8 protein-coding genes are annotated in these 16,426 nt (G+C 69.2%); 2 read left to right on the top strand and 6 right to left on the bottom strand.

All coding sequences use genetic code 11. The annotated features are described in order from the left end of the window. Positions 1-8: 8 nt before the first annotated feature. A complete protein-coding gene (locus ACGF8B_RS06115) occupies positions 9-7,643 on the bottom strand; it encodes a polymorphic toxin-type HINT domain-containing protein (protein WP_392735202.1) in 7,635 nt (2,544 codons plus the stop codon). Positions 7,644-8,312: 669 nt separating this feature from the next. On the opposite strand from ACGF8B_RS06115, the gene ACGF8B_RS06110 reads away from it, so the two are divergent. After that, positions 8,313-9,488 (top strand): NlpC/P60 family protein, encoded by a 1,176-nt coding sequence (locus tag ACGF8B_RS06110; RefSeq protein ID WP_392735201.1) that lies wholly within the window; start codon positions 8,313-8,315, stop codon positions 9,486-9,488. Between the two features lie 73 nt (positions 9,489-9,561). On the opposite strand, the gene ACGF8B_RS06105 is transcribed toward ACGF8B_RS06110, so the two are convergent. Genes ACGF8B_RS06105 through ACGF8B_RS06085 form a run of 5 tightly spaced genes read right to left on the bottom strand, consistent with a single transcriptional unit; the run spans position 9,562 to position 15,275 of the window. Beyond that, the gene (locus ACGF8B_RS06105) at positions 9,562-10,809 is read right to left on the bottom strand and encodes a styrene monooxygenase/indole monooxygenase family protein (RefSeq protein ID WP_392735198.1); all 1,248 of its coding nucleotides are present in this window, start codon (positions 10,807-10,809) and stop codon (positions 9,562-9,564) included. 30 nt (positions 10,810-10,839) lie between these two features. Continuing rightward, positions 10,840-11,490: an ATP/GTP-binding protein gene (locus ACGF8B_RS06100; RefSeq protein WP_342286948.1), complete on the bottom strand. Its 651-nt coding sequence runs from the start codon at positions 11,488-11,490 to the stop codon at positions 10,840-10,842. Continuing rightward, positions 11,471-11,884 (bottom strand): DUF742 domain-containing protein, encoded by a 414-nt coding sequence (locus tag ACGF8B_RS06095; protein WP_392735196.1) that lies wholly within the window; start codon positions 11,882-11,884, stop codon positions 11,471-11,473. The genes ACGF8B_RS06100 and ACGF8B_RS06095 overlap by 20 nt, the downstream gene beginning before the upstream one ends. Beyond that, positions 11,881-12,360, bottom strand: coding sequence for a roadblock/LC7 domain-containing protein (locus tag ACGF8B_RS06090; RefSeq protein WP_342286944.1), 480 nt, complete (start codon positions 12,358-12,360; stop codon positions 11,881-11,883). The genes ACGF8B_RS06095 and ACGF8B_RS06090 overlap by 4 nt, the downstream gene beginning before the upstream one ends. Next, a complete protein-coding gene (locus ACGF8B_RS06085) occupies positions 12,357-15,275 on the bottom strand; it encodes a nitrate- and nitrite sensing domain-containing protein (protein WP_392735194.1) in 2,919 nt (972 codons plus the stop codon). The genes ACGF8B_RS06090 and ACGF8B_RS06085 overlap by 4 nt, the downstream gene beginning before the upstream one ends. Before the next feature lie 365 nt (positions 15,276-15,640). On the opposite strand from ACGF8B_RS06085, the gene ACGF8B_RS06080 reads away from it, so the two are divergent. Beyond that, entirely contained in the window at positions 15,641-16,426 is a 786-nt protein-coding gene (locus ACGF8B_RS06080) for a protein phosphatase 2C domain-containing protein (protein WP_392735191.1), read from the top strand.

Below are 16,426 nucleotides of genomic sequence, written 5' to 3'. Positions count from 1 at the left end.
CCTTTTAGTCATGGTGCAATCACCGCTAGCAGCTCGTCGAGGTCGGTCGTGACCATCTTGCCCGCGCGCTCCAATTCCTGGATCGCATGCTTGGGATATCGCTTTCCAGGTTGGATGAAGCTGATTACCGGATAGTCCGTCGCCGATTCGTACTTGAGGTGATCGTTCAGGGACCCCTTTGCGGCGCCAGTCTTCACCTGGATTACCGCATTGCGTGTCACGATGTCAAAGTCGGTGATGGTCCGCCCGTCTCCGATGATCTTCATCTCGACCGCCTTCACATGCCCAGGGTATCGCTGCTCAATTGCGGCGACGAGTTCGGGAACTCCGGGGTCGCTGGGAGTGCCCACATAAGTCGGACCACAGTTATGAACCAGGACCGGCGTAGCGCCCGCGAGCACATAGTACGTATGCAGGTCATCAACGGTGAGGTTGTAGACCTTCGTTGACTGGGCCCGGTGCTTGGTAGCGGTGATCTGGACCCAGGTGCCGGCGCTCGTTTGCAGCCATTGCCCGGTCTTGAGGCTTCCTGCCTCTACCCACTGATGGAGTGCGGGCACCCAGAACGGGTGGCCCTCTGTGGCGGTGATGTGATCGTTCGTCGTGTTCCGGGCCTGGCCGGTGTCGAGGGTGAGGTCGACGAGTTGTTTGTCGCCGTTCCCCTCGATGAGAGCGGTCACAGTGCGGGGGCCGGTTTCGCCGGTCTGTGGGTCGGTGGCGAGGACCTTGTCGCCGATCTTGATGTCCTTGATTGGCTTGTTTGTGCCATCTGCCATGAGGACCGGTGTTTCGGCGGTGAAGCTGTTGTGCGTCAGGCAGCTCCCGGCGCGCAGGGAACTTCTGGCGGCCATGAAGGCGCCCAGGGCTTCTCCGGCCATGCCGAGCATGCAGCCGGTCAGGGCGGCGTTGCCGACCTGGCCCCAGTTGACCTTGCGGCCGGAGAGTCGCTGGAACGCCCAGTCGATGCCGCCGTCCATGAGCCCGCCGACGGCGCAGGCGGCGATCATCGGGTTGTCGCCGGTGGGGTCGGTGTAGGTGGTGGGTGAGGACAGGGCGTACTGGTAGAGGTTGGTGCCGCCGGCCTGGCCGATGGGGTCCTGGGAGATGAAGCGGCCGGTTTCGGGGTCGTAGTAGCGGTCGCGGTAGTAGAGCAGGCCGGTGCCGTCGTTCTCGCGGCCGGTGAAGGTGTACGGGTTGGAGGAGGCTGCTCCGGAGACGGTGGGCCGGCCGTTGGGGTCGTAGGTGTATTTCGTGGCGATGGTGCCGTCGCTGTTGGCGAGGCCGATCACCGAGCCGAGTGCGTCGGTCAGGTAGATCTGGGTGTTGCCGTTCTCGGTGCGGGTGAGGAATTCGTCCAGCCCCGAGGTGGCCACGGTCGCGGTGGTGTCGCCCGTGCCGTTCTGTTCGACCAGCGGGTTACTGCCGTCGGTGAGGAACTTGTTCGTCGTCCCGCCGACGGTCTTCGTGCTGCGGGTGCCCAGGGCGTCGTATCCGAAGCTGCTGTTCTGCCCGGCCCTGGTCAGGCCGGAGAGCTGGCCGCGTGCGTTCCACGTGTAGTCGCGGATGCCGTCCGTCTTGAGCTGGCCGTCCGCGTCGTAGGCGAAGGAGCGACCGCCGTAGGTGGTGATGCGGTTGTCCTTGCCGAAGACGGTGCCCGTCTCGGCGGCCGGCAGGGCGACGTTCGCGAGGGAGCCGGTCAGTCCGGTCTGAAGGGCCCGTTCGTCGCGGGTGTAGTGCAGGTCGCCGATGTTGCTGGTGCCCCGGGCGTAGGCGATGGATGTGATGCTGCCGGTCTTGTCGTAGCCGGTGGTGCGGGCGATGCCGCCGGGCATCGTGGCGGTCTTCTCCCGGCCCACGGCGTCGAGCTCGAACCCGATTTCCTGGGTGCCCGACGTGATGGAGGTGAGGATGCCGGCCGTGTCGAAGCCGTAGCTGGTCGTCCGGCCGCCCGCGGTCATCGTCTTGCGGCGGTCGGCCGCGTCGTAGTCGTAGCCGACGGTGCCGTTGGGGCCGGTGACCGTCTTGGGGCGGTCGTAGGTGTCGTAGGTGAAGGACTGGTTGCCGGCCTGGCTGTCGTTGATCTGTTTGAGCAGGTCGTGGCCGTCGTAGTCGTAACTGACACTGGATTCGGCCTGGCCGGCGATGTCGACGCCGTACTGGGCGGTCTTGGCCCGGCCCAGGAGGTCGTAGGTGGCGAGCGCGATCTTCCCGGATCGGCTGGTCGCCTTCCTGAGCAGACCGGCCGCGTCGTACTCGAATGTGGCCTTCGCACCAACGGCGTCGGTTGCCGTCCTGGGGCGGTCCGCGTCGTCGTACTCCCAGCTGACCGCGTTGTTCCGGGCGTCGGTGAGGGTGGTGAGGTTGCCGTTGTCGTCGTAGTCGAAGCCCGTCGACCGGCCGAGGGGGTCGGTGACCTTGCGGAGCTGGTTCAGCTTGTCGTAGACGACGGTGGTGAGCGACCCTGCCGTGTCGTTGAGTGCGGACACCCTTCCTGCGGCGTCGGTGAACTGGCGCGACACCCTGCCCTCGGCGTCCTTGACGGAAACCAGGTCGCCGTTGCGGTAGGTGAACTCCGTGACCGCGTCGGCATTGTCGGTGACAGATTTGATCTGCCCGTCCGGCGCGTGGACGAGAGTGGTCCTGCGGTCCTCCGGGTCGGTGACCGTCTGCAGGTTCCCCTGAGCGTCATAACCGAAGACGGTCTCGTTGCCCAGTGGGTCGGTCACCCTGCTGGGCTGATCAAAGGGGCCGTTGAAGGTCGCCGTGCCCGAGGCGCGGGCGTTGGCGGTACCGGCCTGCTCTACGGAGCGGGTCACATGACCGTTGGCGTCGTAGGTCAGCTCGGTGCGCTGCCCGTACGGGTCGACGATCGCGTCTATGCGGTGGTTCGGTCCCCGGACGTACCGCGTCCCGCGTTCGAGCGACGATCCTCGGGCGGCGACGTCCAGGACACCGTACCCGGCCGCGTCGAACTCGACCCGGCGTATCGCGCCGCCCGGCTGTGTCACCTCGGTGGAGGTGATCTGGCCGGTGCCCGTCTGGGTATAGGCGAAGGAGTACTTCGCGCCTTCGGTGAGGAGCTGGTCCTTTACCTTCCCGTCCGGATAGAACGAGTTGGTCATGTACGTGATGTCGCGGGCATCCGTCGCGGTCAGGATCCGGTTCGAGGAGCCGTCGTAGGTGTAGCGGCTGACCTTGTCGGCCGGATCCGTCACCGTGCTCAGCCGGCCTGCGCTGTCGTACTCGTAGACGGTGGCTCGGCCGGTGTTGTCACGGGCCTCGTGCACCCGGTGCTTGGTGTCGTAGGCGAGGGAGATCCAGCGGCCCCCCGGAGTGGTGATCCGGGTGATCTCGCCCTTGTTGCCGGACAGCCGGGTCAGTTTGAGCGCATTGCCATGCCGGTCGCGGATCTCCTTCAGCGGCGAATACAGCGGGAAGACCCACACGCCGCCGTCCCGGAACCGCAGTTCCCACTGACCGCCGCTGTAGGCGATCTTCGAACCGCGGAAGCCGGTCGGAGTGTCCAGCGGCTCGAAGACGGCATCCATGTAACCGGTACCTGGCGACGTGCGGGTGAAGTGGATCTTCTGGCCGCCGGGGAGATACAGGTCGACTTGTTCGTATTGCTTCTCGGAGTGCAGGAAGGCGTTGTACGACAGGTCGCGGCCGATACCGAAGGCCCGTGGTTGGGTGTCGCCCTGCCAGTAGGTCCGGTTCACCTCGGCCGAGCCGCGCGGGTCGGAGACGCCCAGGTCGGTTCTGGAGTCGGTGAGCTGACCGGTGGCGAGGTCGACCGGGTCGCCGGACAGCCAGTCGATGACGTCCTTGAGGCCGGTCAGGTCCCACGGCACGAGGTCGGTGACGTTGAACATGGCACCGTGGAAGGCCCATACACGGGTGCTCGCGTCGGGGACGACCTGCCTGCCGTCCGGGCTGACCTGGCCGTGGCCGTAGACGTGCCAGCCCTTGCCCTTGGGGTCGTAGTCCAGGAAGTCGACGCGGGCGCCGGGGGCTTCGTGGGTGTAGTTCGGGTAGACGATCTGCGCGCCCTTGGGGAAGACGGTGGTACCGCCCGGCTGCACGGTGAAGTAGACGGGCACCACGCTGTTCCTGGGCAGCGGGAACGGTGGCCGGTCGATCGGGATCGCGGTGATCCCCAGCTCGGTGACTGCTTTGCCGTTCTCGTCCCGCACCACCGATCCCTTGGGGATGCGTACCTCAAGTCCCGGGATCTGCGGGGTGGTCAGTGTGATGTCCTTCTTCGCCGGGGCGTCGAAGGACACGGTGTGCTTGGTGTCCAGCGGGGTCAGCCACACCGGGAAGCCGAGGTCGGTGCTCCGACCTGCTCTGGGGCGGATACGGATGTCGAAACGGCCGTACCGGCGTTGCTGGGTATCGGCGCTCGCGCCGTCCACGACCAGGGTGGTGGCGTCCTCGTTGATGCCCGTCAGCAGGAAGCGGCCCTTGGCATCGGTGCGCCCGCGCTTGCCGTCGACCCGGACGGTCACGTCGGCCAGTGGCTTGCCGTCCAGTTTGAGTACCCGGCCGGTCAGGGCCGTGGTGCCCGGCGGAGCTCTGAGCTTCGCGGGTGCCTTCGGCGTCCTGCCCCGCGCGGTGATCCAGTCCCGGCCCTTCAGGTTCGCCTTGCCGGGCTGCCAGGCATCAGGGCCCTGGGGCAGGATGCCCGCAGTCGCTTTCTTCTCCGCTGCGGCACCGGAATCGGATCTGAGAGTTGCTCTGTCCTTGCCGGCTGCTGGAGCAACTGTGAGGGTGGTCGTCAGGCCCAGGTTGAACGTGCCGGTCTTGGCGAACCGCGGGTTCACAGTCAAGGTGTACGTGCCCGTGGCGGGCAGGGCCGACAGATCCTTGGTCACCGTGGTGGTGGTCATGTAGGCGGCGTCGTAGAGCCACTTGCCGTCCGGCCCCCACAGGGACAGTTCCCAGTCGCCGGGCGGGGTGTCAAGGCCGAGGGTGAGCTTCTGCCCCTCGGTGCCGGTGAAGGTGTAGCGGGCGTTCTGCCCGGCCGCGGTGACCGAGACGGCCTTCCTGCCACCATCCGCGATGAGCGTGCCGCCGTCCGCGTCGGGCAGCAGGGTGGCCTTCACATGACCGGTCGCCGGCTCATCGGGCTGAAGCAGGACCTTGTGCGTGCCGGCGACCAGCGGAGCCCGCAACGCACTGTCGAAGGTCGTGTCCGACATGTAGCCGAGACGCTCGTCCTTGTCGGCACCAGGAGCCCAGTGCGCCACTCTGACCAACTTCGTCAGGGTGCTGTCGCTGAACACGACCGCCGCTCCGGCCCCTGCCACCGCGTTGTAGGTGAACTCCAACTGCTGCCCGGGACGGGTGATGTCTCCACCGGCGGTGGGCCGATCCGCCGACAGCTCGCCGGCGGTGACCGGATTCGACAACCACAGCCTGGCCTCGCCCGTGGCCGCGTTGTCAGGTGTGATCACCACCGCATACCTGGCGCCCGGCGTCACTCCGGTGAGGTAGAACGCCACCGGCGAGTGGGCGGAGACATATCCGAGGTAGGTTCCTTCTCCGCCTGCGGGCCCCACCAGATAGGCCTCACCCGCCGCGGCAAGCGTGCTGTCGGTCAGGGCGAACCCGAACACCTTGGCGTCCGGCGCCACGAACTCAGCACGGATTTGCTGTCCGGGTCGCGTGATGGCGGCCTGCTGCGCGGGACCGTCGGCCGTCAGTGCGCTCACCACATCTGCCGACAGTGTGAGCCGTGCTGTTCCGGCAGCGCCCAGATATGGGTCCATCACCACGCGGTACAGGCCGGTCTCAGGCAGGTCCGACAATTTGAACCCGCGCGTAAAACCGGGCATCAGGCCCTGGTCGAGAACTTTTGCACCTGAAGGCGTGAATACGGTGATGTACAGCGTGGAGGTGAAGGTGTTGCTGCTGAAACCCAGCGACAGATCATCTCCTGCCGCGGCCCGGAAGGTCGATTCCGCGTTCTGCCCGCGCCGGTCGATGGTCACATCAGCCGTTGGCCCAGTCGTGGTCAGCTCGGGAACGACCGTCGGGTTCGACAGCGTCAGCGTCAGCTTGCCGGTACCTATGCTCTGCGGCTTCAGGCTGAGCGTGTAGGTGCCGCTCACCGCCAGGGCGGGGCTGTCCCACTCGCTGGTGGAGTTCTCGGACACGATGAAACTGCTGTCCACCACCTTGCCGTCCGGCCCTCGCACTTCGATCGACGTGTACGACGGGAAACCCTGGGACGTGGCACCCAGCGAGATGCGCTGTCCCAGCTGGGCCGAGAAGTGAGCGATTCCGTTCTGGCCCGGCCTGGTGATGGCGAGTTCCGTGTCGGGGCCCGCGACGGTGAGCTGCCCCGCGTCCACGTCGTGCGAAGCCGTCACCTTTGCTGTGCCGGTGGCAACATTCGTGGGGTGCAGCCACAGGTCGTAGCGGTCCGAGGTGGGCAGCGCGTCGACTTCCAGCTTTGCGGTGAATCTCCCCGATGCGTAGGCAGAATCCACGGACTGTCCGTCCGGTCCCAGCAGTTCCACGCGCAGTGACGCGTCCTTTGCCATGTTGGTGGCATCGATCCCGATGCTGAGCGACTCGCCCTTGGTGCCGGACAGTGTCCAGTGGCCCTCCTGGCCCGCCCGCAGCATTGGCGTGTCAGCGGGTGGAGCCGCCAGGTCCAGCACACCGCCGACGGCCTTGGACACCGTCACCGTGGCCGCACCGATGTTTGCTGGTCCTGGATCAACCACCAGGGAGTACGTCCCGTCTGTGGCGAGGTCGTGGGCCTGCCAGGTACCGCCCGTCTTACTCAGGTAGCCGGTGCCGTCCGTCTGGACACCATGCGGATCGTAAAGTCGCAGCGTCAGATTCGAGTTGAACGTCGACGCAGTGACCGCGAAGCCGATGTCGTCGCCCCGCTCGGCATCGAAAAGAACCTGCGCACGCTTACCCGGTGTCGTGATCGCCACCGCCGGCGGGTTGTCGTCCGTCACCGAGGTACGCACCGTGGTCTCGAACGTGCCGTCGTCGCTGCCGGCCGTCATGGTGAAGTCCGACGGAGCCGTGGCAGTTCCGTCCGGCGTCTCCACCTGGACACGGCCGGTGGTAGCCCCCTCAGGCACCTTCACCGTCACCGACGTGGCCGTGACACCGACCAGTTCGCCCAGCGTCCCGCCGTTGAAGCGCACCACGTTGTCCGTCGCGGCCGAAGCGAACCCCGAACCCGACAGCACTACCTGCGTGCCGGGCGCTCCGGATATCGGCTCCATCTTGGAGACAGCCGGGCCCGAGCCGGCCAGGGCGAACGGTTCCACCGACTGTGCGTTTGAACTGCCCACCTTCACCGCGACCTTGCCGTCGTCCGCCCCCACAGGAACAGTCACAACCAGTCGGGTGGATGTCGCGGAGGTAACCGTGGCCGCCTTGCCACCGAATGACACGGCGTTGTTCGCAGCTGTCGTGGAGAAGCCTGTGCCCGACAGCGTCACCTTCGCCCCGGCCACAGCCCGCACCGGCACCACCGACAGCACGGACAGCGTGCTGGAAGCGAAGCGGTCCACACCCAAGCGGTTGCCGGCCTCGTCGTAGCGGTAGCGGGCGGTCTCCCCACCGGGATCGGTCACCCCGACCAGACGCCCGGCCGCGTCGTAGGCGTACACCGCGTCACTGGTCGTCGTTGCGTCGGCCGCCCGGGGCTCACCCTTCGGCGCGGCCGTCCTGGGCCGTGAAGGCTCCGAGGGAAGCGCCGAGGGAGATGGGCTGCCACTTGGGAGGCTGCTGGGGAGCTCCGACGGCGTCCCCTCGGCACGGGCTGCCGCGGACGGAACCGGAGCAGGCTGACGAGACGGGTCCGGGGCCGCCTCCGCGGAGATCGCGCCGCTTGTCAGTGCGAGCGCCAGGACGCCAACGGTCAATGCCCGCCCGCGCATGGAAAGTCGTACCCCGAACCGTTCGCCGCGCACGCGCACCGCGCCCCCCAGGACAGTCACACAAGCCACAACAAGACCACGAAACCCGCACTCCCCATGCAGGCCGTCACAACATACACACACTCCGTCATGTTCATGCTGGAGATCGCAAAAAGAATCGCGCAGCCGAACGAATCGAGTCAGAGGACTCGAACACTTCGGTCGGCGCCGGCGAACCTCGAACGCTCCAGCGGCGGCCGCACCCGGCTCACGGGCAGGCCCACCCGCGACCGTCCGGGCGAACCCGCCCTCCGCCACCCCACCCGGTTCTTGCATCTCCGAACCACGAGTGACCGTATTGATGCGTTGTGCTCGCATGTGGGGTAGTCCCATGATCGCCCCGCCATCGGAGGTGATGTCGTGTCAGGCGGTGTCCTTCGTACGGTCTGCACGGCGGCTCTGGCCGCAGTCGTCGCGGCCTCGCCCGCGGCTGCCGCGCCCGCGGCCCCGGACCCCGCCGGGGGCGGCGCGGCGAAGGTGCCCGCCGGGCCCGCGGGGGCGAACCGGAGTGTCGCTCAGCTCCTGTCCGAGCTCCGGCAGTTGTACCAGAAGGCCGAGGAGGCCACCGAGAAGTACAACGGGACCAACGCGGAGCTGAAGAAGCGCGCTGCGCAGGCGAAGAAGCTGGACGCCGCGCTCGTCGTCGCACGGACCGCGCTGGCCGACAGCCGCGACGAGGCCGGGCGGCTGGCCCGGGAGCAGTACCAGGGGCGGTCCGACTTCTCCGCGTACCTGCGGCTGCTGCTGGCCCGGGATCCCGAACACCTGCTGGACCAGGAGCATGTGATCCGGCGTGCGGCGGCCGGGCGGGCGGCCACGGTGAAGCGGCTCACCGGTGCCGAGAAGCGTGCCGACGACCTGGCCACCGAGTCCCGCAAGGTGCTCGACCGGCAGCAGGTGCTGGCCGCGAAGCAGAAGAAGCAGCGGGACACGGTCCGGGCGCGGCTGAAGGCGGTCGAGTCGATGCTGGCCAAGCTCTCCGGCCCACAGCTCACCGAGCTGTCCCGGCTCGAACAGCGGAACGTGGCGAAGGCGCAGGGCGCCCTGGCCGCATCGGGGGCGCTGTCCTCGACGAGGGCGCCGTCGGCGGCGGGCGGGGAGGCGGTGCGATACGCGATCGAGCAGGTCGGCAAGCCGTACGTGTGGGGCGCGGAGGGGCCGGACTCGTTCGACTGTTCGGGGCTCACCTCGCGGGCCTGGGCGAAGGCGGGCCGGACCATTCCGCGGACGTCGCAGGAGCAGTGGCGGCAGCTGCGGAAGGTCCCGGTGAACGGGCTGCGCCCGGGTGACCTGGTGGTCTACTTCCCGAAGGCCACCCATGTGGCGATGTACATCGGCAACGGCCTGGTGGTGCAGGCGCCCCGGCCGGGTTCGCGGGTGAAGGTCTCGCCGCTGGCGTCGAATCCGCTGCTCGGCGCCGTGCGGCCGGACCCGCTGAGCGCGACGCTGTCCACGTACAGGCCGCCGCGGCTCCCGCAGGGTGCGTCTTCGGGCTCGGACACGGGATACGGCTCGTCGTCGGCCCCCGGGCGGTGACCCGCGCTCCCGGGAACACCGGCAGGGCCGGGTCCGGTCGGTCGCCCGACGGAGCCCGGCCCTGCCGCGGTGATCAGGCGGCCGGTGCCGCGCCGGACACCTCGGCGAGGTACGCGTTGGTCTTCTCGGGGTCGAAGAAGAAGTTGTCGAAGTCCGCCGGGTCGTTGAACCCGTTGGCGAAGCGGTCGGCGACCGGCTGGAGCTGACCGGCGGCGCCGATCAGGTTCAGCACGTGCTCCGGCGGTACGCCAAGCATCGCGTTGGTCCACTTCACGACGTGCTGCGCGGTGTCCCAGTAACGGTCGAACGTGGCCTGCATCCACTCCGCGTCGAACTCCCGGTCGCCGTGCTCGATGATCGAGTCCAGGTACGCGTTGGCGCACTTGGAGGCCGAGTTGGAGCCCTGGCCGGTGATCGGGTCGTTGGCGACGACGACGTCCGCGACGCCGAGCACCAGGCCGCCGCCGGGCAGCCGTCCGATCGGCTTGCGGACGGTCGGGGCGTAGCGGCCCGCCAGGGTGCCATTGGCGTCGGTCAGTTCGACCTTGGTCGCGCGGGCGTACTCCCACGGCGTGAACCGCTCCATGAGCTCCAGCGTCTTCGCCAGGTGCTCGGAGGGGTCCTTGATGCCCCGGAACACGTCGAGCGGGCCACCCGGGACGCCCTCCCAGAACAGGATGTCGGCGCGGCCGGACGTGGTCAGGGTCGGCATCACGAAGAGCTCGCCGACGCCGGGGACCAGGTTGCAGCGGACCGCGTCGAAGTCGGGGTGCTCCGGGCGCGGGCCCATGCCGTGGACGTACGCGACGGCCAGGGCCCGCTGCGGGGCGTCGAACGGCGAACGCGAGGCGTCCCGGCCGAACATGGAGACCAGCTCGCCCTTGCCCGCGGAGACCATCACCAGGTCGTAGGTGCGGGAGAAGTAGTCCAGGTCGGAGACGGCCGCGCCATGGATGACGAGCTGTCCGCCGCGCTGGGCGAAGGTCTCCATCCAGCCGGCCATCTTCACGCGCTGGTCGACGGACTGGGCGAAACCGTTCAGCTTGCCGACCCAGTCGACGGCGCGCGAGGAGTCCGGGGCCGCGACGGAGACGCCGAGGCCCTCGATGCGCGGGGCCTGGGACTCCCAGAAGTTGAGCTGGTAGTCACGCTCGTGCTGGAGCGCGGTGTGGAACATGCACTGCGTGGACATGACCCGGCCGGAGCGGATCTCGTCGGCGGTGCGGTTGGACATCAGGGTGACTTCGTACCCTCTGGACTGCAGTCCGAGAGCGAGCTGGAGCCCGGACTGGCCGGCTCCGACTATGAGTATCTTCCGCATCGCGGTTCTCCGTTACGTATGGCGTTCGAGCTATGCCGGGGTGGCGTCGAGGGCGAGGCCCACCAGGGCCAGCAGCGACTCGACGACGGTGATCCTGTTACGCGCGTCCATGATCACAACAGGCACGTTCGGCGGGACGGTCAGGGCCTCCCGGACGTCCTCGACCTCGAACCCTGGCGTTCCCTCGAAGTGGTTGACGGCCACGATGTACGGCAGCCCGCAGCTCTCGAAGTAGTCGAGGGCGGGGAAGCAGTCGGCGAGCCGGCGGGTGTCGGCCATCACCACGGCGCCGATCGCGCCGCGCACCAGGTCGTCCCACATGAACCAGAAGCGCTGCTGGCCCGGTGTGCCGAACACGTACAGCACCAGGTCGTCGTCGAGCGTGAGCCGGCCGAAGTCCATGGCGACCGTCGTGGTGACCTTGTCGGGCGTCGCGGAGAGGTCGTCGGTCTCCTCGCTGGCCTCGGTCATCATCGCTTCGGTCTGCAGCGGGGTGATCTCGGAGACCGACCCGACGAAGGTCGTCTTGCCCACGCCGAAGCCGCCCGCGACCACGATCTTCGTGGCGATCGGGGCCCTGGTGTGGTCGAGCTGCCAGGCCTGGAGCGATTCCTCGGCCTGATCCCTGGCGCCCGGCTGACGCGGGGCGAAGAGCGGCGACTCAGAGACGGCGGAGTCCATTGAGCACCCTTTCGAGCAGTGCGCGGTCGGGCTGGCCGGCGCCGTGACCGGTCCCGTACACGCGGATCTTTCCTTGGTCGGCCAAGTCGCTGAGCAGCACCCGGACCACGCCGAGCGGCATCTTCAACAGGGCCGAGATCTCCGCGACGGTACGCATCCGGCGGCAGATTTCGACGATGGCCTGGAGCTCCGGCATGACGCGGCCGGCCAGGTTGCCGTTGGTCAGCTCGCGGCGCTCCTCGGGCGCTTCGAGCGCGGCGACGAACGTCTCGACGAGCAGGACGTGGCCGAAGCGGGTGCGTCCGCCAGTGAGGGAGTACGGGCGGACCCGTGCGGGCCTTCGGTCGGCCCCGCGGACGGGGAGCCTGCGGGCGGATTCAGCAGCGGGCTTCACTGGGTGCTCTCCATCGATTTGCGCAGTTCACTGCGGAGTTCGGGGGTGAGTACGTGTCCGGCCCGGCCGACGAAGAGCGCCATGTGGTAGGCGATGACGCTCATGTCGCAGTCCGGGGTGGCGTGCACTCCGAGGAGTGAGCCGTCGCTGATCGACATGACGAAGACACTGCCTTCGTCCATGGCGACCATCGTCTGCTTGACGCCGCCGCCGTCCATCAGCTTGGCGGCGCCGATGGTGAGGCTGCCGATGCCGGAGACGATGGTGGCCAGGTCGGCGCTGGAGCCTCGGGGGCCGCCCTGGCCGCCGCCGGTCGGGGCGTTCAGATGACCGGGGTCGGAGGAGAGCAGCATCAGTCCGTCCGACGAGACGACGGTGACCGAGTGGACCCCTGGCACCTCCTCCACGAGATTGCTCAGCAACCAGTGAAGGTTACGGGCCTCGGTACTCAGCCCGAATGTGCTGGGCGCAGTCAACTGCGTGCCTCCTCGACTGTGTCCCCCGTCTCGTCGGTCCGATCGGTCCGGCCGCCATCGAGGCCGGCCGCCCCGCTGTGTTCGGTCTGTGCGGCGGCTCCCGGGACTGCCCGGGTGGCCGTGGTCTCCGCGATCTCCGCCTCGACGTCCCGGCGGCCGTCCTTCGCGCCCTGGTGGAAGCCGCCGAGCCGGCGGCGCAGCGCCTCCTTGTCCAGGCTGCCCCTACGCTCGGCGGTGGGTGCAGCGGCGGGCTTGGTGACCTTGGGGGTGCGCTTGGGCAGCCCCTTGTCGGTGATGCGTTCGGCGGGCTGCCCGGGCTGGGCCAGCTGCTCCGGCTGCCGGGGGCCGGGCAGGGCGTCGGACACCGGCGTGGCGGCCGGCGCGGCGGGGTGCGGCTCCGGGGCCTCGTCGGCGGCGCGCTCATGGCGGTCGGGGCCGACGACGTACGGGTCGGGCGCATCGGTCCCGGGGACGTCCGCGAACTCCGGCACCACGGGGAGCCGGACCTGCATCGTGACCTCGGACTCCGCCTCTGCCGGGGCCTGCGTCCCGGCGGGGGCCTGCGCCCCGGCCGGAGCGGCCTCGGGGGCGGGAGCCGGCTCGGGAGCGGGAGCCGGCTCGGGAGCGGCGGGAGCCGGAACGGCCTCCGCCTGGCGGATCGTCTGCTCGGCGGCGGCGATCAGCGGGTCGCCGGGCAGCGCGAGCGTACGGGTCGGCAGGGCGTTGGAGTTGGCCTCGGCGACCGACCCCGGCAGGTTCAGCGCGGGGGCGTCCCCGGGGATCTTCACCGGCGGCGGGGTGGCCGTCGGGGGCGACTTCGGCAGCAGGGCCTGGGGCAGCACGACGACCGCCGTGATCCCGCTGCCCTTGTGCTCGCGCAGCTGGACCCGGACGCCGTGGCGCGCGGCCAGCAGGGAGGTGACCTGGAGGCCGAGGCCGGCCCCGTCCGCGCTCTGCTCGCCCGCCTCGAAGAGTGTCGGGTCGGCGAGCCGGGTGTTGAGTTCGCCCATCCGTACGGTCGACATCCCGATGCCCTCGTCCTGGACGGAGAGCATCACCTCGCCGCTCTCCAGCAGCCAGCCGGAGAGCTGGACGTGGGAGTCCGGCGGCGAGAAGGAGGTGGCGTTCTCCAGGAGTTCGGCGACCAGGTGGCTCAGGTCGTCGGCGGCGAAGCCGGCGATCTGGGCGTGCGGCGGCAGGGACTGGATGGTGACCCGCTCGTACCGCTCGATCTCCGAGACGGCCGCGCGCAACACGTCGACCAGCGGGATCGGCCCCGCGTGCCCGTGGCCGTGCTCGGCACCGGCGAGGACCAGCATGTTCTCGCTGTGCCTGCGCATGACGGTGGCCATGTGGTCGAGCTTGAAGAGGGTGGCGAGCCGCTCCGGGTCGTGCTCCCGCTCCTCCAGGCTCTCGATGACCCCGAGCTGGCGCTCGACGAGGCCGAGGGTGCGCAGCGAGAGGTTGACGAAGGTGTGGTGGACCGTGTTCTTCAGCCGCTCCAGCTGGTTGGTCAGGTCGGAGGCCAGGACCTGGAGCTCGGCGCGCTGGACGGTGAGGGTCTCGCGGGCGGTGATCAGCTCGCCGTGCTCGGCCCGGAGGGTCTCGTAACGGCCGTTGAACTCGGTCAGGAGACCCTGGAGCCTGCCGTGCAGGCCGTTGAGGGACCGTACGACCTGGGCGAACTCGTCGTTGCGGCCGGTGTAGCGGATCGGCTCGGCGGTGTCGGGTTCGGTGGCGAGGCGGGCGGCGCCGATCCGCAGCACGGCGAGCGGCTGGGTGAGGGTGCGGGCCACGGCGGTCGAGACGCCGACCGCGATCAGCAGGCAGCCGCCGAGCAGCGCGATGCGCAGTTCGAGCGCGGTGACGTCGTCGTCGCGCAGCTGCTCCAGACGCCGGATCTGCTCGGTGCCGAGGGCCGATTCGACGCTGCGCATCCGGTCGATCCGCGCGGAGAGCGCCGCTTCGGCCTTCTTGCGGTTGGTCCCCTGGTCGGAGTCGGACAGCTCGGGGCGGTCGGTGAGGGTGTTGAGGTACTTCTCCGCGCTGTTGACCTCGGGCCCGGTGACGGTGGACGACAGCTTGTCGCGGGCGGTGGAGCCGGCGGCCTGGTCGAAGTCGGCGAGCGAGCCGAGTTCGCGGACCCGGGCCTGCTGGGCGGCGGCGCTCAGCTCGTCGCGGGTGCGGTCGTCCTTGTCGTTGCCGCCGTCCTCGACCTGCACCGGAAGTCCGGTCACCGGGTCGAGCTGCGGGACCGCGACCGGGCGGGGGACGGAGAGCGCGGCGATCAGCAGCCCGCGGGTGGCGGAGGCCTGCTCGGTGGCCCGCCCGAGGGCCAGCGGGGCTCGGGTGGCCTCGGCCGCGCGCGGCGGGGTCTTCTCGGCGAGCTCTTCGGCGAGCTCGTGGAGCTTGGCGATGACCTCGGAGTAGGCCTGGTGGGCCTCCAGCGCGGTGCCCTTGCCGCTGAGCGCCTCGCGGCGCAGGGACGGGACGGCTGAGAGGTCGCGGCGCAGTGCGGCCGGGGCCGTGGCGCGGATCTCGTCGACCTGCTGGTCGACCCGGGCACTGTGGCCCCGGGGGTCGTCCTTGCCGCCGGACGCCTGGTCACGTCCGGCCGCGATCCGGGCGGTGACCTCGTCGCGCTCGTCCGCGAGGGCGTGGGCGAGGGCGGTGGCCTGCTGGTTCAGCTCGGCGAGGGTGACCAACCGCTGCGATTCGTTCAGTTCGGAGGAGGCGGCGAGGATCGCCGGGGTGCCCGCGGCGATGACGGTGATGCCGACCACCGCGACACCGGCGACCAGCCGGCTCCGTACGCGCACGGTGCGCCGGGTGCTCTCGCTCCCGTCAGGTGCCGGCGGCGTCACCCCGGAACCGCTCTGCTTGCCGCCCTTGCTCCGAGGCCGCTTCTTCTGCACCGGTGCTCGCAATCTTGACTCGTCCGCCCTTGAAGCAGAGGTGACGCACGGTCACATATAACGAGCGCCCCGACCCCTGGTACGGCTTCTGACCATTCCAGTGCTTTTGAGAGGGGGGCGTGCATCAACCACTCCGCCACCTGAACGAGTGAACATCACTCCAGAGTTGGCAAACAAGTTTGCCCCGGAGGCCCTTCGGCCACACCTGGTCCGTCGGCTGGAACTTCCGCGCAGGCTTTGGCAGGATGCCCGCCCGCACGCCCCACGGAGCCGTTCCTTCCGCTCCGGTCGTTCGCTTGACCTGCTGGTGCAGGCCAATTTCGGCCGGGTGCAGGGCTCGTGAAGGCACCGTGCAGACTGGTCGTATGCGCATCGAACTGGCCACCGTCGCCGGCAGCCCGGAACGCCCGAACGAGGACTGGGCGGCCACCGCACTCCCCGCCTCCGGCCAAGGTGGGACGCTGGTCGTGCTCGACGGGGTGACACCGCCCCGGGGTGACGACGGTTGTGTGCACTCGGTCCCCTGGTTCACCGCCCGGCTGGGCGGCGCCCTGGTCGAACTGTCCGGTTCGCGGCGGGATCTGACCCTTCAGGAGATCCTGGAGGAGTCCATTCGGCACACCGCCGACACGCACCGTTCCCTGTGTGACCTTTCTCACGTGCGTACGCCTCAGGCAACGGTCGTCATGGCGCGCTGGGACGACACCGGGGTCGAGCACTTGGTGCTCTCCGACTCCGTACTGTTGTTCGAGGCGCACGACGGGAGTGTGCGCCCCCTGCTCGACGACCGGCTCGACCGCCTGCCGCCCGGCTCGCTGAGCACCGAGGCGATCGCCGACTCCGGATTCCGGAACAAGGAGGGCGGCTTCTTCACCGCCGCCGCCGACCCCTCCGTGGCGGCCCGCGCGGTCACCGGGCACACCCCGCGCGACCGGGTGCGGGCGATCGCCGCGCTGACCGACGGGGCGTCCCGCTGGACCGAGATGTTCCACGAGGGCGACTGGGCGAACTGCCTCGGGGTGCTCCACAAGGACGGGCCGCAGGGGCTGATCGACCGGGTCAGGGCCCTGGAGGACGCGGACACGGAGCGCGTCCGGCTGCGCCGCGGCAAGACCCATGACGACGCGACGGCGGTCTACGCGGTGCTGTGA

Source organism: Streptomyces sp. NPDC047917 (assembly GCF_043204345.1).
Lineage (GTDB): Bacteria > Actinomycetota > Actinomycetes > Streptomycetales > Streptomycetaceae > Streptomyces > Streptomyces sanglieri.
This window is presented reverse-complemented; position numbering and strand designations above follow the sequence as displayed.

What these genes read in the sequence shown, in the direction of transcription:
- ACGF8B_RS06105 (WP_392735198.1), bottom strand. Translation starts at nt 10,809, where the DNA reads ATGCGGAAGATACTCATAGTCGGAGCCGGCCAGTCCGGGCTCCAGCTC.
- ACGF8B_RS06100 (WP_342286948.1), bottom strand. Translation starts at nt 11,490, where the DNA reads ATGGACTCCGCCGTCTCTGAGTCGCCGCTCTTCGCCCCGCGTCAGCCG.
- ACGF8B_RS06080 (WP_392735191.1), top strand. Translation starts at nt 15,641, where the DNA reads ATGCGCATCGAACTGGCCACCGTCGCCGGCAGCCCGGAACGCCCGAAC.